Here is a 19,997-nt window from a genome sequence, read left to right as displayed (position 1 = left end):
CTGCAAGCCCCGCCCTTCTCGTGGCGGGGCTTGTTGCGTCTCACATGCCGGCCGCGCCGGACCGGATCGCGTCGCGGATGCGCGGGTAGGTGCCGCAGCGGCAGATGTTGCGGATCCCGTCGAGGTCGTCGTCGGTGATCGCGCGCCCCTCCGACGTGACCTGCCGGACGAGGGCGACCGCCGCCATGATCTGACCGGGCTGGCAGTAGCCGCACTGGGCGACGTCCCGGTCCAGCCAGGCCTCCTGCATCGGGTGCAGGGGACGGCCGACGGTGTCCGGGAGACCCTCGATCGTCGTCACCTCGTCGGTCGCGTCGAGCGCTCCGACCGGCACGGCGCAGGGGTTGAACGCCTTGCCGTTGAGGTGGCTGGTGCAGGCCTTGCAGACGTTGATCCCGCAGCCGTACTTCGGCCCGGTGACGCCGAGGACGTCGCGCAGGACCCAGAGCAGGCGTACGTCGTCGGCGACGTCGACGGTGACCTGGCGGCCGTTCAGCCTGAAGGTGTGCTCGGGCACGAAGGGGCTCCTCTGTCAGCGGACGTGGTCCAGCCCGTTGGTGGGGGACTGCGGGATCGGGGGGACGGTGGGTTTTGGCTCGAACGAGAGCGTGCCGTGGTTGATCGGGAACGTGGTCGGCATGGTCCCGGTCGCCCGCCCGTACGCGCACGCGACCGCGGCCATCGAGGCGGCGACCCCGAGCTCGCCGGCGCCGCCGGGATCACCGGTCGTCGGCGGCATGACGATGATCTGGAGGTCCGGGGGTGTGTTCCACTGCCGCGTGTAGAAGTAGTTGTCCCAGCTGGCCTCGAGGAACGCGCCGTCGCGGAGGTGCAGGCTCGACGTCAGCGCGAGGGCGATGCCGTCCATCAGGCACCCCATCATCTGGGCCTCGAGGCCGCGGGGGTTGACCGCGAGGCCGACGTCGACCGCGATCACCGCCTTGGTGACCCGCGGTCCGGTGACGGCGTCCCGGATCGTGCGCCCGACCGTCTCGGGGCGGCAGTCGAGCTCCACCAGGACGGCGCTCACGGACCGGTACTCGTCGTGGAACGCGATGCCTTGGGCGACCCCCGCGGGGAGCCGCCGTCCCCAGCTGCCCGCCTCCGCGACCTTGTCGAGCACCGCCCGTGCACGGTCGGTGCGCAGGGAGTCTCGCCGCAGCTGGTACGGATCCTTGCGCATCCGCGCGGCGAGGCGGTCCACCACGAGCTCCCGCGCGCACGTCATGTCGGGGGAGTAGACGTTGCGCATGCTCCCGGTGTTGAAGCCCTTGTCGGTCTCGTTGAGGAGGCGGTTGCTGACGCCGAAGTCGTACGGCATGGTCTGCGACAGCTGGAAGAAGGTCTCGGAGAACGCCAGGTCACCGACGGGGATGCTCGCCGCCAGCGCCGTGATCATCTCGCCGAGGCCGTGGCCGAGGTCGGTGGCAACGCTCGTGTGGACCTGCTTGAAGCCGAGCACCGAGCTCCCCAGGTAGGTCGCCCGGACCCGCGAGAGCGCCATCGGGTGGGTCCGGCCCTGGCGGGAGTCGTCGGCGCGGTGCCACATGAGCTTGACCGGCTTCCCGATCTTCTGCGAGACCTCCGCGGCCTCGAGGGCGGCGTCGAAGAAGAGACGGCGCCCGAACGACCCGCCGCCCTCGGTGACGTGGACCGTGACGGCGTCGAGCGGGAGCCCGAGCCTCGCCGCGATCTTCTGCCTGGCGACGATCGGTGACTTCAACGACGACCAGATCTCGGCACGACCGCCGCGGACGTCGGCGATCGCGCAGTTCGTCTCGAGCGCGCTGTTGCTGCGGAAGTGGAACGTGAAGCGGGTGTCGATCGTGGGTGTCAGGGGCGGGAGACCCATCGGCAGCTCGGCCCGGCGCAGCGCGTCGAGCACGCTCGCGTCGGACTTGCCCTCGGCGGTGCCGGGACCCCACGCGACCTGCAGCGCGCGGACCGCGTCGATGCACTGGCCGAACGTCTCGGCGCGGACCGCGACGCCGGTCGAGATCGTGACCACGTCGGTGACCCCGGGCATCGCACGGACGGTGGCGAGGTTAGCGACGGAGCGTACGGTGCCGTTGATCGTCGGCGGCCGGCACACCATCGTCGGCTTCGCCTCAGGGATCTGCAGGTCCATCGCGAAGGTCTTGCGTCCGGTGACCGCGGCGAGCGCGTCGACGCGGTTGCGCGGGGTGCCGATCACGGTGAAGTCCTCGCGCGACTTGAGCGTGACCCGGACCTGCTCGGTGCGGGAGCTGGCGGCCTTCGCCGCGAGCGCGCCGATGTCCAGGCCGGCATGTCCGGGCGCCGTCACGACGCCGTCGCGCATCGTCAGGTCGGACGTGGCGACGCCGAGCTCGGCCGCCGCCGCGGCCAGGAGCCGCAGCCGCGCGATGGCCGCCGCGACGCGGATCGGGTCGAAGGTCGCGATGGTGGTGTTCGAGCCGCCGGTGAGCTGGTTGAACAGCAGCTCCGGACGTGCGTCGGCGAGCGAGACCTTCACCCGCTCGAGGGGGACGTCCATCTCCTCCGCGATCAGCATCGCCGTCGAGGTCGTGATGCCCTGCCCCACCTCGGCGCGGGGCAGGGCGAACGACACGGTGCCGTCGGTGTTGACCTGGACCGTGATCAGGTGCGAGGTGGGAAGCGCGGCGACCGTCATGAGGTCGTTCAGGTCGAGGAAGTCGGTCGGCTGCGGCGACACGACGCCCTCCGCGCTCGGGGCGATGCTGAGCTTCGCGGCCGTCGCCAACGTCGGTGCGGCCAGCACGTAGCCGAGGAACCGGCGCCGTCCGAAGCCTCCGTCGGACGGCACCGGCGCGTCGTCGCTCATGCCGACGGGAAGGTGCGGTTGCGGTCGGGGATCGAGATCACGGTCCCCTTCCCCTTGGTCAGGTAGAACATCAGGTACGCCCGCGCGATCTCGTCGATCGTCCATGCGAGGCGGGGGACGAGCGGCAGCTTGATCGCCCCCTCGCGCAGCGCGATGAAGGCGGGCCACACGGTCCGGATCGCGGCCTCCCACACGGGCTCGCGGTCGATCCCGTCCCAGTCCGCGATCTTGTCGCCCACCAGGAAGCGGGCGAGCGCGTCGACCAGCGGCCGGCTGACGCTGAACGGGCTCGTCTGCTCGGCGAGCTGCCCGAGCAGGATGTCGGTGAGGATGACCCCCTCGGGCGTCGGACCGAGGACCGGGTCGAACAGCTGCGTCGACTGGGCGTTGGCGGCCTCCCACGAGGCGGGGATGTACTCGTCGGGCACGCCGAGCATGTGCGCGGTGACCTGCCAGGAGTGCAGGTAGCCCTCCGACTCCTCGGTCGTGAGGCGGACCCTCCACTCGAGCAGCTTCTGCATCGTCCAGGTCGGCAGACTGTGCCAGGTGACCAGCACGTCCGCGATGCTGATCGGGATCTTCTGGCCTCCGCTGGTCCCCGCCCAGTGCGGCGACTGCGGGAGGAGGTGCCGCACGGAGGCGTGCACCATCCGGGTCTTGACCGCTTGGACGATGCAGTCGCCGTCGGGCTCGTACGCGTTCAGGTCGCCCACCGAGAAGCCGAGGATGCTCGTCTTCGCGACGCGGTCCTCCATGTCGGCGCCACCCTTGGAGTAGTAGACCGCGCGCGCCTCCCGCGGGATCGCCGTGCTCAGCATGCCGCCGCCCGGGCCGTTGCAGAGGTTGAGCAGGATGCCGCGCGACTCGTTGAAGCGTGCGGCGGCACGCAGCTTGGCCTGGTCCGCCCACGCCGGGAGCTGTCGCGCGCGCTCCATCCACGCGCGCACGTCGCTCGGGAGCCCGGACGGGACGGGCTGGTCGTTGCGCGACCACGTCCGCAGGTGCTCGTTGACGAGCGGCACGTCGCCACGGTCGATCACCGCGGCCATCAGGGCGTCGACCTCCTCGTCCCACACCCACTGCGGATCGATCCCACGGCCCGACCCTGCGAGCGAGCTCTTCGCCGCCCACGTCCATGCGGGGCGCGCGACCGCCGGTGCGACGCCGCCGAGTGCTCCTGCTGCCCCGATGGCGCTGCCCGCGATCAGGACCTTCCGTCTGCTGACTTCGTGCATGACCTGTGCTCCTCGCTGCGTCGTGGCGTCTCAGGACGCCGAGCTCGGGTAGTTCGGGTTGTTCATCGTCGGGATGTCGATGTTGATCTGCTGCCCGGGCTCGAGGTAGAACAGCGCGAACTTCCGGATGAGCTCCTCGAACAGGAAGTAGATCGACGGCACGCCGAGCAGCGGGAGGCCGAGCTCGCGCAGCCGGACGAACGGGATCCAGGCGGCGGCGACGGTCGCGTCGAGGATCGGGTTGCGATCGATCCCGAGCCAGTCGGTGACCTGGTCGCCGAGCATGTATCGCGTGACCGACTCGAACGCGGGCTTCGTGACCAGGGTGAAGTCGATGCGGTCGCCCAGGTTCACGAGCATCTCCGCGAGCTTGACGCCCTCCGGGGTCGGCCCGAGGAGCGGCACCAGGACCTGCTCACGCTGGGCGAGCGCCTCGTCCCAGGACGCGGGGATGTACTCGTCGAGGACTCCGAGCATGGACGCGGTGACCTGCCAGATGTGGAGGTAGGCGTCCGCCTCGGCCTTGGGGATCCGGATGTCCCACTCCATGAGCTTCTGCCAGACCGACGAGGCGAGGCTGTGCCACGTCACCATGATGTCGAACTGGCTGATCGGGATGTCCTCGTCCGCCGAGGCCACCCAGTGCGGCGACTGGGGGAGGAGGTGTCGGACGGCGGCGTGCGTGAGCCGGGTCTTGACGCAGGTGACGATCATCTCGCCGTCCGGACGGTACGCGTGGTAGTCGCCGATGTCGTACCCGAGCTTCGCGGTCTTGGCGATGCGGTCGGTCAGGTCGGCGCCGCCCTTCGAGTAGTAGACGGCGCGTGCCTCGCGCGGGATCGCGGCGCTCATCATGCCGCTGTTCATGCCGTACAGGACGCCGAGGTAGAGCCCGCGCTTGCGGGTGAACTGGTACGCGAGGTCGAGCTTGCCCTGGTCCGCCCACGCGGGGAGCTTGCGGGTCTGGTTGACGAGCGCCGCGACGTCGGCGGGGAGGCCGGACGGAACGGTCTGGCCGTTCTTCGTCCACGGCCGGAGGACGTCGTTGACCGCCGGGACGCCTCCGCGGTCGAGGAGCGACGCGAGAACCGGGTCGGCGAGGTCGTCCCACACGTAGCGCGGATCGCGACCGGTGCCCGTTCCCGCGATCGAGCCCGCGGACGACCACGTCCATGCGTGGGCCGGTGCGGCGGCGGCGAAGGCGCCGAGCGCGCCGAGGGCTCCGCCTGCCCGTAAGAGGTTTCTCCTGCTGAGGTCTGCCATGTCCACTCCTCGTCGAGCCGAGCGCCGCGCCGGCGGCCTTCGACGCATGATGGCACGTTATTGGCACTGTGACAATAATCACCGACAGAGGGTCAATAGGCGGCGCGCTCTCTTGGACATGTCCGCGTGCGGGCGGTGCGCCTGAGGCAAGATGGCGGCCATGTCCACTCGCCGGCGCCTGCCCCCTGACGAGCGGCGCGGCCAGATCGTCGCCACGGCGAGCCGGGTCTTCGCCGAACGCCCGTACGACGAGGTCTCGACGACCGAGATCGCGCAGGCCTGCGGGGTGAGTCGCGGCCTGCTGAACCACTACTTCCCGACGAAGCGGGAGCTCTACCTTGCCGTGATCGGTCGCCTGCTGGGAGCTCCTCGGCTCCCGACGCCGGCGTTCGTCGAGGGCGCGACCGCCGAGGGGCGGATCGAGGAGAGCGTGCGCGAGTGGGTCGACATGGTCTCGCGGAGTCGAGAGACCTGGCTCGCGGCGTCGGGCTTCCTCGGTGCGTCGCGCGACGAGGAGATCGAGCGGCTGCTCAACGCCTACGTCGAGAGCATGTCCGACCAGATCTGCGAGATCGCCGGTCTGCACGCGGTGCGCGACGACCCGGCCGTGCGCGTCGCGCTGCACGGCTACTCCGCGTACGCGACCGTCGTCACCCGGCGTTGGCTGAGCGCGGGGGAGATCACGCGCGAGCAGGCCGAGCGGCTGCTCGGGGGTGCGCTGATCACGCTCGTCCGGCAGACCATCCCGTCCGTGATCGGGTGACCGCGGGGGCGGTTCGGCGGGTCACTCCGGACGGGTCCCCGGTGCCGCGGCGTACTCCTCGTCGGTGACGGGCGTGAGCCAGTCGACGACCGCGTGCTCGTCGTCGCCCTCGTTGATGGCAACGTGCACCATGAGGCGGTTCGGAGCGGCGCCGTGCCAGTGCTCCTCGCCGGCCTCGAAGAGGACCCGGTCACCCGGGCGGATGCTCTCGACCGGTCCGCCGCGGCGCTGGCAGAGGCCGACGCCTTCGGTGACGAAGACCGTCTGGCCCAGGGGGTGACGGTGCCAGTGCGTCCGGGCGCCCGGCATGAAGTGAACAAGGCTGGCCGTCACGCGTGACGGCGGGGGAGCGGCGGCGACGGAGTCGATGTAGACGTCGCCGGTGAACCAGTCGGCGGGCCCCTTCGCGGTGTCGATCGAGCTGCGGGTGATCTGCATGGGTCTCCTCGAGCGGTGGGTCAGCTCTGCTGCTGGGTCGCTGCCCAGGTCGAGAGCAGGGCGAGCTTGTCGGCGGACTCGGTGCCGTCCTCGGCGGTGTAGGTGGTGATGCGGAGACCGGGCTCGCCCGGCATCGCGAACACGTCGTAGGTGACCTCGACCTCGCCCACGTCAGGGTGTCGGTAGACCTTCGTGCCGGTCCGGTGCTCGTGGACGTCCTGGTCGGCCCAGTGGGTCCGGAACTGCGGGCTCCTCATCGACAGCTCTCCGACCAGCGCGGTGAGGTCGGCGTTCAGCGGGTCGCGACCGGCCTCGAGCCGGAGCATGGCCGCGGTCAGGCTGCACGCCAGCGGCCAGTCGACGTAGTAGTCGCGGGCGCGGGCGTCGAGGAAGATGAAGCGGGCCAGGTTCGGCTGGTCGGTCTCGAAGTGCGGCGCCAGCAGGGCGCGACCCGCGAGGTTCGCCGCGACGAGGTCGTGCTTCGCGTTCGTGACGACCGCCGGGGCGGTGAGGCTGTCGAGGACGCGCTGGACCGACGGGCGTACGAGTGGGGTGCCGTCCCGTCGCGCCCCGGTCGTCGCGGTGGCAGGTGCCGTCCGCGCGCGGGCAAGGTCGAACAGGTGCGCGCGCTCGACCTCGTCGAGCTGCAGCGCCCGCGCGATCGCGTCCAGCACGCTGTCGGACGCCCCGCGGAGGTTGCCGCGCTCGAGCCGGGTGTAGTAGTCGAGGCTCACCCCGGCGAGCTCGGCGACCTCCTCCCGCCGCAGGCCCGGGACCCGACGCTCGCCACCCCGGTCGGGGATCCCGGCCCGAGCAGGGGTGATGTGCGCGCGGCGGGAGACGAGGAACTCCCGGATCTCGTCCTTGCTGGTCACGTCTCCCACGGTAGGTCGCCTCCCGGCAGAGATCAGGGCGTCAGAGGGTCAGGAGCACCTTGGTGGCACGCCGCTCGTCCATCGCTGCGTAGCCTTCCGGAGCCTCCTCGAGCGGCAGGGTGAGGTCGAAGACCAGCCCCGGGTCGATCGTGCGGTCCCAGATCCGCTGGACGAGGTCGGGGAGGTAGCGGCGTACGGGCGCGGGGCCGCCGAGGGTGTGGATGCCGGCGAAGAAGAGCTGGATTCCGGGGATCTCCACGCCGTGGTTGACCCCGACGTAGCCCAGGTGCCCGCCGCCCCGAGTGGCGCCGACGGCCTGCATGAAGGACTCCTGCGTCCCGACCGCCTCCACGACGGAGTGGGCTCCGAGCCCGCCGGTCATCTCCTTGATGCGCGCCACGCCTGCGTCCCCGCGCTCCTCGACGATGTCGGTGGCGCCGTAGTGGCGTGCAAGCGCCTGCCGCTCGGGGTGGCGCGACATCGCGATGATGCGCTCGGCACCCAGCTCGCGGGCCGCGAGGACGGCCATGAGGCCGACCGCGCCATCGCCGACCACCGCGACCGTCTTGCCCGGACCGGCCTGTGCGGCGTCGGCCGCGAACCATCCCGTCCCCAGCACGTCGGACGCGGCGAGGAGGGCGGGGACCAGGTCCGCCTCAGGTTGCGCCGGAGTCGCCACGAGGGTGCCGTCGGCGAGCGGGATGCGTGCCTTCTCGGCCTGCGTGCCGATCTGCGAGACGAACTCGGCGTGCACGCACTTCGAGGGGAATCCCGCTCGGCAGATCTCGCAGGTGTTGTCCGAGATGACGAAGGATCCGACGACGAAGTCGCCGGGCTTCACCGTCCTCACGTCGGCGCCCACCTGCTCGACCACACCGACGTACTCGTGGCCCATCACCTGGTGGTCGGCCGGCTCGACGCCGCGGTACGGCCACAGGTCCGACCCGCAGATGCACGTCGCCGTCAGCCGGATGACCGCATCGGTCGGCTCGATGATCTTCGGGTCGTCCCGGTCCTCGACCCGGACATTGCCGGCGGAGTACATCACGACGCCACGCATGGGGTTCCTCATTCCTCTCGGTGCTCGTGCCACCGACGTTAGGCGCGCACGTCCGAGGACCGGGAGGGTCTGCGAGTGCCCCCCGGGGGGACCGCGGTCCTGACAGGGTGGTCGCATGGGATCGTTCGAGCTCCACGTCGACATCGCTCGTCCGCCGGCCGCAGTCTGGGCGGTGCTCAGCGACGTGACCCGGACGCCGGAGTGGTACGAGGCCGTCGTGCGCGTGGTGCCGGTGAGTCCGGCGGGGCGGGGGACGGGTGCGACGTACTCGATCACGCGGACGCTTCCCGGTGGCACCGCAGTCAACCTTGTCCAGGTGACCGAGTCGGTGTCGGGGGAGCGCTTCACGATGGAGAGCAGGTCCGGCCCGACGCCGTTCACCTACCGCTACTCGCTCACGTCCGTCGAGGGTGGGACGCGCCTCACGCTCGACGGCGAGATCTCCGCCGAGGGGCTTCCGCAGCCGTTGGCGTCGCTGGGCCCCGTCGTCACGACGGTGTTCAAGAAGGGGATGCGGTCCAACCTCAGGGTGCTGGCGCGGTCCATCCCACGCTGACCGACACCAGGCGGTCGCGGATCGCGCGACGGGCCTTGTCGTACGCGGTGTCGCCGCGGCCGAGCAGCGAGTCGAGGTTCGCGCCGTCGAGGAAGGCGTTGAGCTCGAAGGCGAGCTGGTCGAGCGGCTGGGTGCGGTCGAGCTCGCCCAGGGTCTGCGCCTCGCCGAGCGACTGCTCGATCAGCTCGAGCCACTCGCGACGGGATGCGGCCAGCGCCTCGCGCACCTCGCCCTCGCGGGCGGCGTACTCGTAGCTCGTCCGGGCGAAGAAGCATCCGCCGGGGAAGATCCGTCCCCGCGAGTAGTCGATCCACGCGACGGCCAGCGCCCACACGCGCCCGAGTCCTGGAGGCGTCTCGAGCGCCGGGGTGACGACCGTGTCGACGTAGATCCGTTTCGCGGCGCGGATGGTCGCGAGCTGGAGCTCCTCCTTCGCGCCGAACAGCGCGAAGAGGCCGCTCTTGCTCATCGACAGCTCGGTCGCGAGGCGCCCGATGGACAGTCCGTCGAGTCCCTCGACGGAGGCGACGTCGACCGCGCGTCGAAGGACGGCGCGGCGGGTGGCGTTGCCACGGCGTACGCGTCCGTCGGGGTGCTCGTCCAGCGTCTCGGTGTCCATGTCCCTTTGAACTTATCGCACGACCGTGCGCTAAACAAATGGTACGATCGTTCGTATTGTATTCGTGAATGGGGGACAAGATGACCGCCGCGATCGAACTGGCGCCGACCCTCGAGCCGGCCGGAGCACTGACCAGGAGGCTCGCCGGGCGCATCTTGAGCGCGCTCGCCCGGGTCTCTCCCGACGTCGCGGCACGCGCCGGCTTCGAGCTGTGGCGTCGCCCGCTCGTGCGGGGAGACGTCCGCGAGGACGAGCGTGCCGTGCACGACGCCGCACGCGTGACCCACCTCCCGTGGCGCGGCGATCGCGTCGCTGTGTACGAGTGGGGAGACGGGGCGCGACCGGTCCTGCTGGTGCACGGCTGGAGGTCGCGTGCGTCGCGGTTCGCTGCGGTGGTCCAGCGGTTGACGGCGCAGGGCTTCACTCCCGTCTCGTACGACGCGCTCGGCCACGGCGCCACTCGCGGGCGTGCCGGCACGATCCTCGACCACGAGGCGATCATCCGCGCGCTGTCGGAGCGCAGCGGGCCGTTCGAGGGCGTGGTCGCGCACTCGCTGGGCGTCCCGATCGTCTTCCACGCGCTGCGCCGTGGACTGCGCGCGCGCCGTGTCGTCGCGATCAACGGTGTGGGGGACTTCGGCTACCTCGTCGACGCGTTCTGCGCCGCACTCGGTCTCGGGCCCGCGGTCAACGCGCGCCTGCGGTGGACCATCGAGCAACGGTTGTTCGACGGCGCCTCCGACATCTGGGAGCGGTTCTCGGTCGGTGACGGTCCGGCCGACGAGCTCCTCGTGGTCCAGGACCGGCTCGACCAGGTCGTGCACCCGGCCCAGGCGGACCTGATCGCGGCGGCGCACGGAGCGCGCGGTCGGCGGCTCGACACGATCGGACTCGGCCACTCGGCGCTGCTGAGCGACCAAGGGGTCCTCGACGTCGTGGTCGACTTCATCGCCGCGGGAGCGTCGTCATGACCCTCCTCGAGACAGCGTGCCCGTGGTCGCCTCCGGCCGTCCCGCCGCGCGCGAGCGACCAGACGGTGCTCCGCCCCGGCTGCAGGGACGATCGCCCGGCGATGGAGCAATTCCTGACCGGGCTCTCGCCCGAGACGCTGTACAAGCGGTTCCTCACCGGGCTCGGCCACGCGCTCCCGCCAGGCCTGGCGAAGCAGCTCCTGGACCCCGGGGTGCCAGGCGGGTCCCTGCTCGCGTTCCGCGACGGGGTCGTCGTCGGGCACGCGATGTGGGCGCCGGTCCCGAGTGCCGAGGACCCGGCGGACATGACGACGACGGTCGAGATCGCGCTCGTGGTCGCCGACGCGTACCAAGGGCACGGCCTGGGGTCGCGCCTGGTCGACGCGCTCGTCGCGGACGTGGCGCGTCACGGGTTCGCGGCGGTCCACGCCGTGATCAGCGCCGAGAACCACGTCGTACGGAGCATGATCACGCGGCGGGTGGACGACGCCCGCTATGCCCGCGACGGTGCGTTGATCTCCGTGACCGCCGATGCGCGGTCGCTGGCAGGTGGGCCGGAGAGCTGATCAGTCCGCGGGGCGCGTCGGCGACGTCAGGATCTCGGCGCCGTCGTCGGTGATCGCGATCGTGTGCTCGGTGTGCGCGGTCCGGCAGCCCGTCGCGCTGCGCAGCGTCCACCCGTCGTCGTCGGTGACGAGCTCGGCGGTGTCCTGCATGATCCACGGCTCCAGGGCCAGCAGCAGTCCGGGCCGCAGCTTGTACCCGCGGCCTGGCCGCCCCGTGTTGGCGACGTGCGGGTCCTGGTGCATCGTCGACCCGATGCCGTGCCCGCCGAACTCGGTGTTGATCGCGTACCCCGACTCGCCGAGCACCGTGCCGATCGCGTGGGAGAGGTCGCCGATGCGAGCCCCGGGTCCGGCGGCGGCGATCCCCGCGGCCAGCGCGCGCTCGGTGGCGTCGATCAACGCGACGCTCTCCGGCGGCCGTGAATCGCCGACGATGAAGCTGATCGCGGCGTCCGCGGCGATCCCGTCGAGCGAGACAGCCAGGTCGAGGCTGAGCAGGTCACCGTCGGCGAGGGTGTAGTCGTACGGCCGTCCGTGCAGCACGGCGTCGTTGACGCCGGTGCAGATGTAGTGGCCGAACGGGCCGCGCCCGAACGACGGCGCGTAGTCGACGTAGCACGACTCCGCGCCCGCCTCGAGGATCAGCGCCTTCGTCCATTGGTCGATGTCGAGGAGATTGGTGCCGACCGTGCTGCGGCGCTTCATCGTCTGCAGGATGTCGGCGACCAGGGCGCCCGAGACTCTCGCCTGGGCGAGCTGGGCTGGGTTCAGGATCTCGATCATGCGGCGCCTTCCGTTACGCACCCGATAACTATCCCGGCCATGTTATCCCGGTATTAGAATCGGCCCCATGGTCAGGTTGCCGCTCACTCCCGCCGAGGTCGAGCGCGGTCAGCGCCTCGGTGCGCTGCTGCGTCAGGCGAGGGGTGAGCGGTCGATGCTCGAGACCGCGCTCGATGCCCGCGTCTCGCCGGAGACGCTCCGCAAGATCGAGTCCGGCCGGGTCGCGACGCCGGCGTTCTCGACCATCGCGTCGATCGCCGGAGTCCTCGGCCTGTCGCTCGACACGGTCTGGGCCGAGATCAACCAGCCCGACCTGGCGGAGGACCGGTCGGCCCCGGCGGCGACCCGCGTGCACGGCTGACGTCGCCACCCGGACTTCTTGGCTCCGTCGTGGCTGAGCGGGCGGCTCGGACGCCGCCCCCGTCAGAGCCGCACACGCAGAACCGGGGCCTGGACCGCGTAGGCCAGACCCCGGTTTCTGGGGGGACGCTCGGGGGTGGAGGAGCGCCTCGTCTCCGACGCTAGCGACCGGCCGCGCGGTTCGCAGATCGCCGGAAAAGATCGACGCCCGGGCATCCGTACCGCCGTCGGCTCCGAAGAACGGTCATGGACGTTCCCGACGCCGGCGAGCAGGCCATCGGCGTGCGCCTCGCGCGGCGGGACGAGGCTGCGCTGCAGGAGGCGTACGAGCGGTACGCGCCGGTCGTCCTGGCCTACGTCAGCAGGTACGTCGGCCCGGACGAGGCGGAGGACGTCCTGCAGCGCACGTTCTTCGACGTGTGGCGGGGCGCCTCCCGCTACGACCCCGGTCAGCGGTTCAGCGGCTGGCTGTTCACGATCGCCCACCACCGGGCGGTCGACGTGCTGCGCTCCCGCAGGCACGCCGTCGTCGACGTCGAGGCGGTGCGGGACCTCGCGGGAGAGGACGGGCGCGAGACCGTGGACAGGTTCGCCGACGCCGCCGACGTCCGCTGGGCGGTGGCGCGGTTGCCGGAGCACGAGCGCACGGTCGTGGAGATGGCCTACTTCGACGAGCTGACGCAGCGGGAGATCGCTGCGCGGCTCGACGTACCGCTCGGGACCGTGAAGGCCCGTGCCGCCCGTGGCACCAGACGGCTGGGAGACATCATGCGAGCGGCGGAGGGGGCGGAGCGATGACCGAGCATCCGGACCTCGTCGGCCTGCTGCGCGGCGAGCTCACCAACCGTGAGGTCCTCGCGATCGAGGCCCACGTCGGCACGTGCGACGCGTGCAAGGACGAGCTGGTCACCCTGGCGGCCGGCCACGCCCTGCTCACGTCCACGACGCGTACGCTGCGCCGTCCCGCCCCGGTCGAGCTGCCCGTCCCGCCCGTCCTCTCGCCGCGCGGCAGGGCGTGGTGGAGGCGGCCGGTCGCGCTGGCGGCGGCCGCCGTGGTCCTGCTGCTCGGTGCCGTCGCGGTCCCGTCCTTCCTCGGCGACGACGGGGCGACGCGTGCGCCGCGGCAGACGGCGGCCCTGGAGCCGGTCGAGGGCGAGGGGAGCGGCGAGGTCGTGATGACCGAGTCGGACAACGGGGTTCGCATGGCGATCACGACCGAGAATCTCCCGGCCATCGGCCCGGAGGACTTCTACTACGCGTGGCTGTTCGATCCGGCGACGGAGAAGATGCTCGCCCTCGGTGTCATCGACCCCGACGGCGCGGCGACGTTCGAGCTCCCCGCGGACCTCGTCGCTCGGTACCAGGTGGTCGACGTCAGCCTCGAGCGGGACGACGGCGACCCAGCCCACTCGGCGACGTCCGTGCTGCGCGCCGACTACGGCGGGCAGCCGCAGTCTCCGGTCCGTGCAACCGACCAGGGTTGAGCGACCGAAGCAGAGGTAGGCCACGCCGTGGCCGTCATCAGCAGGGAGGAGAGAACACATGAGAGGCACGTTCATCAAGGCGCTCACTGCTCTCGCAGCGGTGCTCGGGCTCGTCGCGGTCGGGGCGGCTGCCCCGGCCCAGGCGGAGTCCCGTCACAAGGTCGGCTACACGCAGGTCGTCGTCGCTCCCGACGTGTACGACCTGGTCGCCGGGGCAGGCATCACGCCGGCGGCGGTCGGCGGCGCGAAGGCGTTCGCCTACAAGGGCACGCTCGCCGCGCGGTTCCCGATCCGGGGCTACTCGCTGAAGAAGCTGCGGATCAAGCACAGCGGGGGCATCAGCCTGACCGCCGGGTCCGCGTCGATCACGCTCCGCCGGTTCACCATCGACCTGCGTCGGCTGAAGGTCACCGGCAAGGTGTCGGGTTCGGCCGTCGGCAACGCCGGTCGCGTCGACCTGTTCACCATCCGCCGCTCCGACCGGCGCGACCTCGGACTCGTCAGCCTGCGTCTCACGGCGGTGGCCGCCGGCGCGCTGAACGCGACGTTCGGCGTGAGCGCCTTCAGCGCGGGCGACACCTTCGGGTACGCGACCCCGCGTCCCCTCGGGCGGTTCTGACCCCCTGACCGGCCAGGCGGCGGGGTACCCGAGAGCCTCGTCGCCTGGCCTTCCCCTGCAGTCTCGGGAGACCGAGCCACTCAGTTCGGGAGCGCGATGCCGGTGCGCGCCTCGAGTGCGGACACGACGGCTTCCTGGAACGTCACGTCCGCCGCCGCGGGGTGAGGCGCGCGGGCCACCCGGTGGTACCAGTAGCCGCCCGAGCGCGGCTCGAGGGACTCCGCGTCTGCGGTCGCGAGCCACACCTGCGTCCGGTGGCCGTCCTCGAGGTCGTCCGGAGCCGACGGACCGCCCATCCGGGTCGGGACCCAGCCGGGGTCCACGACGTGGGTCAGCGTCTGCGGTCGGCGGCGCGCCAGGGCGAGGGCCAACGCCGTGACGAAGAGCTTGCTGTCCTCGTACGACGTACGGCCCGGGTCGGCGAAGTCGGCTTCGAGGCGCTGCGGCGATCCCGACCGGTGCATCCCGCTGCTCAGGACGATCGATCGACCGGGCGCCGTCATCGTCGCGGTGAGCACGAACGGCGCGACCGTGTTCACCGCCAGCGTGTCGCGGCTGCGCATCACGCCGGCGTTGTGGACGACGGCGTCGAACGGCCCGATCGCGTCCGCCTGCCGCGCGACCTGCACCGTCGCGTCGAGCTGGGCGAGATCGCCGTAGACCACGTCGTGCATCCGCTCGAGGACGCCCGGGTCGTCGAGACGGCCGGCGTTGCGGGCGTGCAGGACGACGTCGTGCCCGTCGGCAGCGAGCGCCGTCGCGGTGGCCAGGCCCAGCCCGGTCGACGCTCCGGTCACCAGGACGAGTGCCATGGTTGCTCCTCTCGGTGCGGACGGCCGACGCCTTCACTGTACGGAGCGGTGTGGCGGTCGCTGCCGGACCGCGGATGTCGGCCGTCCTGGGTACGGTGTGCGGGTCGACCGAGGGCAAGCAGCGGGGGAGGACCAGCATGCGGATCTGTGCCACGTGTGCCGTCGAGTTCAGCGAGCCCGTTCCTGAGGTGTGCCCCATCTGCGCCGACGAGCGCCAGTGGGTGCCGGCCGACGGGCAGCGCTGGACGACCACGGCGGAGCTCCGGGAGGCGGGGCAGCAGCTGGTCTGGACCGATCGCGAGCCTCGACGGGCGGAGATCACGACCGCGCCGAAGGTCGGGATCGGCCAGACCGCGCAGCTCGTGACGACGGACGAGGGGTCGCTGCTGTGGGACCCGACGGGCTACCTCGACGACGGGACGGCCCGACGGATCCTGGAGCGCGGTCCCGTGCTGGCGGTCGCGGCGAGCCACCCGCACATGTTCGGCGTCCAGACGGCCTGGGGCGAGGCCCTGGACGCCCCCGTGCTGGTGTGCGCGTCGGACGCCGAGTGGATCGGGCGACGCACGGACCGGGTGGCGCTGTGGGAGGACGAGCACGTGCTCGCGCCTGGCTTGACCCTCCATCGCATCGGCGGGCACTTCGCCGGCGCCGCCGTCGCGCACTGGGCGGACGACGTCACGAGCAAGGGGCTCCTGCTCAGCGGCGACACCGTCTTCCCCAACCCGGACCGCCGGTCGCTGGGATTCATGCGCAGCTATCCCAACAAGATTCCCCTGTCGGCCGGGACCGTGCAGGCGATCGCGGACCGGCTCGCGCCGCTCGCGTTCGACCGCATCGTCGGCAACTTCGGCAACCTGATCGACGGGGACGCCAAGGCGGTCCTCGAGCACTCCGCCGCCCGCCACGTCGCGTGGGTCCGCGGCGACCACGACGGCGAGACCGGGATCGCTACGACGGAGGGTGTTCGTGGCGACGGTTGAGCACGGACCGCTCACGGCGGCGGCTCAGGATCGACGTGCTGCTCTGGTCGCTGAGGATCGAGCAGCTGCTCTGCCGACTGAGGAGGGAGCAGGCGCTCTGGTGGGAGAGCATCGACAGCGCCGACATCAGGGAGCCGATCGATCCGACGGACGCGAACGAGCCGATGGATCCGATCGAGGCGATCGACCCGATGCTCCCGATGGACAGCACCGAGCTCTCGGAGCAGATCGACAAGAACGAGTTCTGAGAACGCCACGAGAGCACGGCGGCAGTCTAGCGTCGCTCGAGCGCCGGCGGGGTTGAGGAGCAGGCGAGTGTCGAGCTACGACGTGAAGAAGGACCGCAGGGATCTCTACGCGCCCAAGGCCGACGAGTTCGCGCTCGTCGACGTGCCCGAGATGGCGTTCCTCATGGTCGACGGTCATGGAGACCCCAACACCGCCGCGTCGTACCGGGAGGCGGTCGAGGCGCTCTACACCGCCTCGTACGCGGTCCGCGCCGTCGCGAAGTCCCGCCTCGAGCGCGTGCACACGGTGGCGCCGCTGGAGGGACTGTGGTTCGCGGACGACATGACGGTGTTCCTCACCCGCGACAAGGGCGCCTGGGACTGGACGATGATGATCGCTCAGCCGGACTGGATCACCGCGGCGATCGTGGAGGAAGCCATGGTCGCCGCCCGCAGGAAGCAGCGGCCCGCGCTCGACCTCGTCCGCTTCGCGCGGTACCACGAGGGCCGCAGCGTCCAGATCCTGCACCGTGGCTCGTACGACGACGAGGGCCCCACGCTCCGCCGCCTGCACGACGAGTTCCTGCCCGCCCACGGCCTCGAGCCGACCGGCCCGCACCACGAGATCTACCTGTCCGACCCCCGCAAGACCGAGCCGGCCAGGCTTCGGACGATCCTGCGCCAGCCCGTCGACGGCGCCTGACGGACGTCGTCGTTAGAGGTCGACGCGCTCGTTCTCCGCGCCCTCGTACGCCGTCCCCGTGAGCTTGGCCTTTGCGAAGCTGATGAGGGAGGCGACACGTCCGCCCGGGGTGTCCCAGTACTCCCCGCCCTCGAGGTCCACGCGGATGAGGACGACGTTCGGGTCGTCCGGACCCTCCGGCATCCACGCCTCCGCGAACGTGTTCCAGAGCTCCTCGAGCTTGGCGGGATCGTCGACGGCGGTCGCCGTCCCGTTCAGCGACACCCAGGTGTCGGCGGACGAGAACGTGATGCCCACGTGCGGTCGTGCGGCGATGTGCGCGACCTGACGTGAGTCCCGGGCGGTGATGAACCAGAGCTGCGCGCTCGGGTCGACCTCTTGCCGGGCCATCGGCCGGCTCGTCAGCGTCCCGTCGACGTCGACGGTGGTGAACATCGCGATCGTCAGGTCGTCGACCAGGTCGAGGAGCTTCTGCTGCTCGTCCGTCATGGCACTCCCTTCGTCGGTGTGTGTCATGACGCGGTACCCGAACCCGAGGCCCGCATGCCGACCGAGGTCGGGCGCCCCTTCGGAGCGCCTCGCTGGTGTCCGGTTTGTCCCGCGGTCCGGTGGGGAACCTCTCCGTCAACGCTTCGGAGGTCCCCATGCCCGCACGTCGTACGTCCTCGCGTCCGCCGACCGCAGCGCTGGCCGCCGCGGTCTCCCTGCTCCTCGGCTGTTCCCTCCTCGCCGCCGTGCCCGCTGCGGCGGCGCCCGGTGACCCCGCACCCGACGGGCCAGGCCGCAAGAGCACCTGGACCGAGGCCGACAAGACCGGTTTCGGTACGGCGCGGTCCCGGCGCAGCAACGTGTGGTTCACCCTGCAGCGCGGCCGCGTCAGCGAGGTCTTCTACCCCGACCTGTCGACGCCGAGCGTGCGCAGCCTCGAGCTGATCGTCACCGACGGCGCCACCTTCACCGATCGCGAGTCCGTCCGGATGCGCCCGTCCACCGCCCGCCCCGACGCGCGCAGCCTCCGGTTCGAGCAGGTCGGCGGACGCGCGGGCCGCTACCGCCTGACCAAGCAGATCGCGACCGATCCGCGGCGCGACTCCCTGGTCCTTCGCGTTCGACTGCGGTCGCTGGACGGGCGCCGCTACAAGCTCTTCGTCCGGTACGACCCGGCGCTGACGAACAACGGCATGGACGACCGTGCGTGGACGGCGGGTCGCACGCTCGTGGCGAGCGACGGCCAGGTCGCGACCACGCTTCGTGCGACGCCGCGGTTCGGCGCGCGCAGCAACGGGTTCGTCGGGCGCGCCAGCGACGGGTGGCGCGACCTCCGCACCGACCACGCCCTCGACCGGCGGCACCGCTCCGCCGGGCCGGGCAACGTCGTGCAGACCGCCCGGGTGAGCCGGGTCGACGGGCTGCGCGGGCGGCAGCGGGCGACGATCACCCTCGGCTTCGGACGGCGGCCGGCTGCCGCGCGGGCCGCGGCCGCCGTGAGCAGCCGCTCGGGGTGGGCGTCGGTCCAGCGTCGGTACGACCGTGGCTGGCACCGCTACCTCGCGTCCCTCAGGCGGGTGCCCCGCACCGCAGCCCGCGTGCGGCGCGAGTACCTGGCGTCCGCGCTGGTGCTCGCGGCCGCCGAGGACAAGCTCAACCCGGGTGCCGTCGTCGCCTCACCCTCCGCACCGTGGGTGTGGGGCGACGAGGTGCCGGACCTCTCCTCGCCGTCGGGCGCGTACCACCTCGTCTGGTCCCGCGACTCCTACGAGTTCGGGAGCGCGATGTGGGCGATGGGGGACCGGGCGGCCGCGCGGCGGATCGTCGACTGGCTCTTCCGGGTCCAGCAGAAGCCGGACGGGTCGTTCCCGCAGAACTCCGACGTGACCGGGAAGCCGGTGTGGTCGGAGCTCCAGCTGGACGAGGTGGCGCTGCCGATCGTCCTCGCGCGCCTGACCGGGAAGACCGACGCCGCGACGTACCAGGGCGTCAAGCGCGCGGCGGACTTCCTCGCGTCCTTCCGCGACGAGGAGACGGGGCGCGCCGCGCCGTACTCGCCGCAGGAGCGCTGGGAGAACCAGTCCGGCTACTCGCCGAACTCGATCGCGGCGCAGATCGCCGGACTCGTGTGCGCCGCCGACATCGCCCGTCGCAACGGTGACGCGGCGTCCGCAGCGCGATGGCTGCGACTCGCGGACAGCTGGGCGGCGCAGGTGAAGGACTGGACGGTCACCACCACCGGACCGCTGTCGACGCGGCCGTACTTCCTGCGGCTCACGAAGAACGGCCAGCCCGACACCGCCTCGCCGTACCAGATGGGCGACGGTGGCCCGGTGCAGATCGACCAGCGACGCGTCGTCGATCCCAGCTTCCTCGCGCTCACCCGGTGGGGGATCCTGCCGCCCGACGACCCGGACGTCGTGTCGTCGCTTCCGGTCGTCGACCGAGAGCTGAAGGTGTCGACGCCGAACGGCCCCTTCTGGCGGCGCTTCAGCTTCGACGGGTACGGCGAGACGCGCGACGGCGGGCAGTGGACGATCACCGACCCGGGCACGTTCACGACGCTCGGCCGCGGCTGGCCGATCCTCACCGGAGAGCGCGGAGAGCAGGAGGTCGCCGCAGGGCGGGACGCGTCGGCGTACCTCGCCACTGTCGCGGCCGCCGCGAACAGCGGCGACATGATCTCCGAGCAGGTGTGGGACGGACGACCGCCGACCGGTCGCGCGTGCTGCTCCGCCGGCGAGGGGACGCGCGCGGCGACACCTCTCGTGTGGTCGCACGGCGTACTGGTCCGGCTGGCCTGGTCGATGCAGCTCGGTCGTCCAGCAGACCAGCAGGCGGTGGTGGCGCAGCGCTACCTCCGCTGAG

23 protein-coding genes are annotated in these 19,997 nt (G+C 71.5%); 12 read left to right on the top strand and 11 right to left on the bottom strand.

The genetic code is table 11. The annotated features are described in order from the left end of the window. Positions 1–40: 40 nt before the first annotated feature. The 4 genes from ACQSSQ_RS20915 to ACQSSQ_RS20900 are packed head-to-tail and all read right to left on the bottom strand — an operon-like array spanning position 41 to position 5,322. On the bottom strand, positions 41–517 hold the full coding sequence (locus tag ACQSSQ_RS20915; RefSeq protein ID WP_431329069.1) for a (2Fe-2S)-binding protein: 477 nt from the start codon (positions 515–517) through the stop codon (positions 41–43). 15 nt (positions 518–532) lie between these two features. Next, positions 533–2,824 (bottom strand): molybdopterin cofactor-binding domain-containing protein, encoded by a 2,292-nt coding sequence (locus ACQSSQ_RS20910; RefSeq protein WP_431329068.1) that lies wholly within the window; start codon positions 2,822–2,824, stop codon positions 533–535. After that, positions 2,821–4,059 carry an oxygenase MpaB family protein gene (locus tag ACQSSQ_RS20905; protein WP_431329067.1) on the bottom strand — a complete coding sequence of 413 codons (1,239 nt, stop codon included), beginning with the start codon at positions 4,057–4,059 and terminating at the stop codon, positions 2,821–2,823. Before ACQSSQ_RS20905 ends, ACQSSQ_RS20910 begins: the two co-directional genes overlap by 4 nt. Before the next feature lie 30 nt (positions 4,060–4,089). Next, entirely contained in the window at positions 4,090–5,322 is a 1,233-nt protein-coding gene (locus ACQSSQ_RS20900; protein WP_431329066.1) for an oxygenase MpaB family protein, read from the bottom strand. Positions 5,323–5,482: 160 nt separating this feature from the next. Here ACQSSQ_RS20900 and ACQSSQ_RS20895 point away from each other — a divergent pair, with 160 nt between their 5' ends. After that, on the top strand, positions 5,483–6,085 hold the full coding sequence (locus ACQSSQ_RS20895) for a TetR/AcrR family transcriptional regulator (protein ID WP_431329065.1): 603 nt from the start codon (positions 5,483–5,485) through the stop codon (positions 6,083–6,085). A gap of 21 nt (positions 6,086–6,106) precedes the next feature. Here ACQSSQ_RS20895 and ACQSSQ_RS20890 read toward each other — a convergent pair whose 3' ends face one another. The 3 genes from ACQSSQ_RS20890 to ACQSSQ_RS20880 are packed head-to-tail and all read right to left on the bottom strand — an operon-like array spanning position 6,107 to position 8,458. Then, positions 6,107–6,523: a (R)-mandelonitrile lyase gene (locus ACQSSQ_RS20890; RefSeq protein ID WP_431329064.1), complete on the bottom strand. Its 417-nt coding sequence runs from the start codon at positions 6,521–6,523 to the stop codon at positions 6,107–6,109. A 20-nt stretch (positions 6,524–6,543) separates the two neighbouring features. Continuing rightward, the gene (locus ACQSSQ_RS20885) at positions 6,544–7,398 is read right to left on the bottom strand and encodes a helix-turn-helix transcriptional regulator (protein ID WP_431329063.1); all 855 of its coding nucleotides are present in this window, start codon (positions 7,396–7,398) and stop codon (positions 6,544–6,546) included. A gap of 40 nt (positions 7,399–7,438) precedes the next feature. After that, a complete protein-coding gene (locus tag ACQSSQ_RS20880; RefSeq protein WP_431329062.1) occupies positions 7,439–8,458 on the bottom strand; it encodes a zinc-dependent alcohol dehydrogenase family protein in 1,020 nt (339 codons plus the stop codon). A 115-nt stretch (positions 8,459–8,573) separates the two neighbouring features. On the opposite strand from ACQSSQ_RS20880, the gene ACQSSQ_RS20875 reads away from it, so the two are divergent. Further along, the gene (locus ACQSSQ_RS20875) at positions 8,574–9,014 is read left to right on the top strand and encodes an SRPBCC family protein (RefSeq protein WP_431329061.1); all 441 of its coding nucleotides are present in this window, start codon (positions 8,574–8,576) and stop codon (positions 9,012–9,014) included. Here ACQSSQ_RS20875 and ACQSSQ_RS20870 read toward each other — a convergent pair. Beyond that, positions 8,983–9,633, bottom strand: coding sequence for a TetR/AcrR family transcriptional regulator (locus ACQSSQ_RS20870; RefSeq protein WP_431329060.1), 651 nt, complete (start codon positions 9,631–9,633; stop codon positions 8,983–8,985). The genes ACQSSQ_RS20875 and ACQSSQ_RS20870 overlap by 32 nt on opposite strands. Positions 9,634–9,701: 68 nt before the next feature. On the opposite strand from ACQSSQ_RS20870, the gene ACQSSQ_RS20865 reads away from it, so the two are divergent. Together ACQSSQ_RS20865 and ACQSSQ_RS20860 are read left to right on the top strand one after the other, a co-directional pair. Continuing rightward, positions 9,702–10,604 (top strand): alpha/beta hydrolase, encoded by a 903-nt coding sequence (locus ACQSSQ_RS20865; RefSeq protein ID WP_431329059.1) that lies wholly within the window; start codon positions 9,702–9,704, stop codon positions 10,602–10,604. Between the two features lie 101 nt (positions 10,605–10,705). Then, positions 10,706–11,170, top strand: coding sequence for a GNAT family N-acetyltransferase (locus ACQSSQ_RS20860; RefSeq protein ID WP_431329058.1), 465 nt, complete (start codon positions 10,706–10,708; stop codon positions 11,168–11,170). On the opposite strand, the gene map is transcribed toward ACQSSQ_RS20860, so the two are convergent. Then, positions 11,171–11,953: a type I methionyl aminopeptidase gene (gene map / locus ACQSSQ_RS20855; RefSeq protein ID WP_431329057.1), complete on the bottom strand. Its 783-nt coding sequence runs from the start codon at positions 11,951–11,953 to the stop codon at positions 11,171–11,173. A 67-nt stretch (positions 11,954–12,020) separates the two neighbouring features. Between map and ACQSSQ_RS20850 the strand changes: the two genes are divergently transcribed. The 4 genes from ACQSSQ_RS20850 (at position 12,021) to ACQSSQ_RS20835 (ending at position 14,416) form a co-directional block, all read left to right on the top strand. Then, positions 12,021–12,314: a helix-turn-helix domain-containing protein gene (locus ACQSSQ_RS20850; RefSeq protein WP_431329056.1), complete on the top strand. Its 294-nt coding sequence runs from the start codon at positions 12,021–12,023 to the stop codon at positions 12,312–12,314. 245 nt (positions 12,315–12,559) lie between these two features. Next, complete coding sequence (locus ACQSSQ_RS20845; protein ID WP_431329055.1) at positions 12,560–13,111, top strand: RNA polymerase sigma factor; 552 nt, start codon at positions 12,560–12,562, stop codon at positions 13,109–13,111. Then, entirely contained in the window at positions 13,108–13,797 is a 690-nt protein-coding gene (locus tag ACQSSQ_RS20840) for an anti-sigma factor (protein WP_431329054.1), read from the top strand. Before ACQSSQ_RS20845 ends, ACQSSQ_RS20840 begins: the two co-directional genes overlap by 4 nt. A 58-nt stretch (positions 13,798–13,855) precedes the next feature. Next, positions 13,856–14,416 (top strand): hypothetical protein, encoded by a 561-nt coding sequence (locus tag ACQSSQ_RS20835; RefSeq protein WP_431329053.1) that lies wholly within the window; start codon positions 13,856–13,858, stop codon positions 14,414–14,416. A gap of 80 nt (positions 14,417–14,496) precedes the next feature. Here the strand turns inward: ACQSSQ_RS20835 and ACQSSQ_RS20830 are convergent, their stop codons facing one another. Then, positions 14,497–15,228 carry an SDR family NAD(P)-dependent oxidoreductase gene (locus ACQSSQ_RS20830; protein WP_431329052.1) on the bottom strand — a complete coding sequence of 244 codons (732 nt, stop codon included), beginning with the start codon at positions 15,226–15,228 and terminating at the stop codon, positions 14,497–14,499. A gap of 137 nt (positions 15,229–15,365) precedes the next feature. Here ACQSSQ_RS20830 and ACQSSQ_RS20825 point away from each other — a divergent pair, with 137 nt between their 5' ends. The 3 genes from ACQSSQ_RS20825 to ACQSSQ_RS20815 all read left to right on the top strand — a co-directional run bounded on the left by ACQSSQ_RS20825 (position 15,366) and on the right by ACQSSQ_RS20815 (position 17,141). Next, complete coding sequence (locus ACQSSQ_RS20825) at positions 15,366–16,211, top strand: MBL fold metallo-hydrolase (protein ID WP_431329051.1); 846 nt, start codon at positions 15,366–15,368, stop codon at positions 16,209–16,211. Between the two features lie 35 nt (positions 16,212–16,246). Then, on the top strand, positions 16,247–16,459 hold the full coding sequence (locus ACQSSQ_RS20820) for a hypothetical protein (protein ID WP_431329050.1): 213 nt from the start codon (positions 16,247–16,249) through the stop codon (positions 16,457–16,459). 67 nt (positions 16,460–16,526) lie between these two features. Next, a complete protein-coding gene (locus tag ACQSSQ_RS20815) occupies positions 16,527–17,141 on the top strand; it encodes a GyrI-like domain-containing protein (RefSeq protein ID WP_431329049.1) in 615 nt (204 codons plus the stop codon). Between the two features lie 12 nt (positions 17,142–17,153). Here the strand turns inward: ACQSSQ_RS20815 and ACQSSQ_RS20810 are convergent, their stop codons facing one another. Further along, positions 17,154–17,630: a pyridoxamine 5'-phosphate oxidase family protein gene (locus ACQSSQ_RS20810; RefSeq protein ID WP_431329048.1), complete on the bottom strand. Its 477-nt coding sequence runs from the start codon at positions 17,628–17,630 to the stop codon at positions 17,154–17,156. A gap of 155 nt (positions 17,631–17,785) precedes the next feature. Between ACQSSQ_RS20810 and ACQSSQ_RS20805 the strand changes: the two genes are divergently transcribed. Continuing rightward, positions 17,786–19,996, top strand: a complete 2,211-nt coding sequence (locus ACQSSQ_RS20805; RefSeq protein ID WP_431329047.1) for a glycoside hydrolase family 15 protein — start codon at positions 17,786–17,788, stop codon at positions 19,994–19,996. Position 19,997: the final 1 nt, after the last annotated feature.

Source organism: Mumia spirodelae, assembly GCF_050632745.1.
In the GTDB taxonomy this organism is placed as follows: domain Bacteria; phylum Actinomycetota; class Actinomycetes; order Propionibacteriales; family Nocardioidaceae; genus Mumia.
Note: the sequence above shows the minus strand (reverse complement) of the source record. Positions and strands in the feature narration are given on the sequence as shown.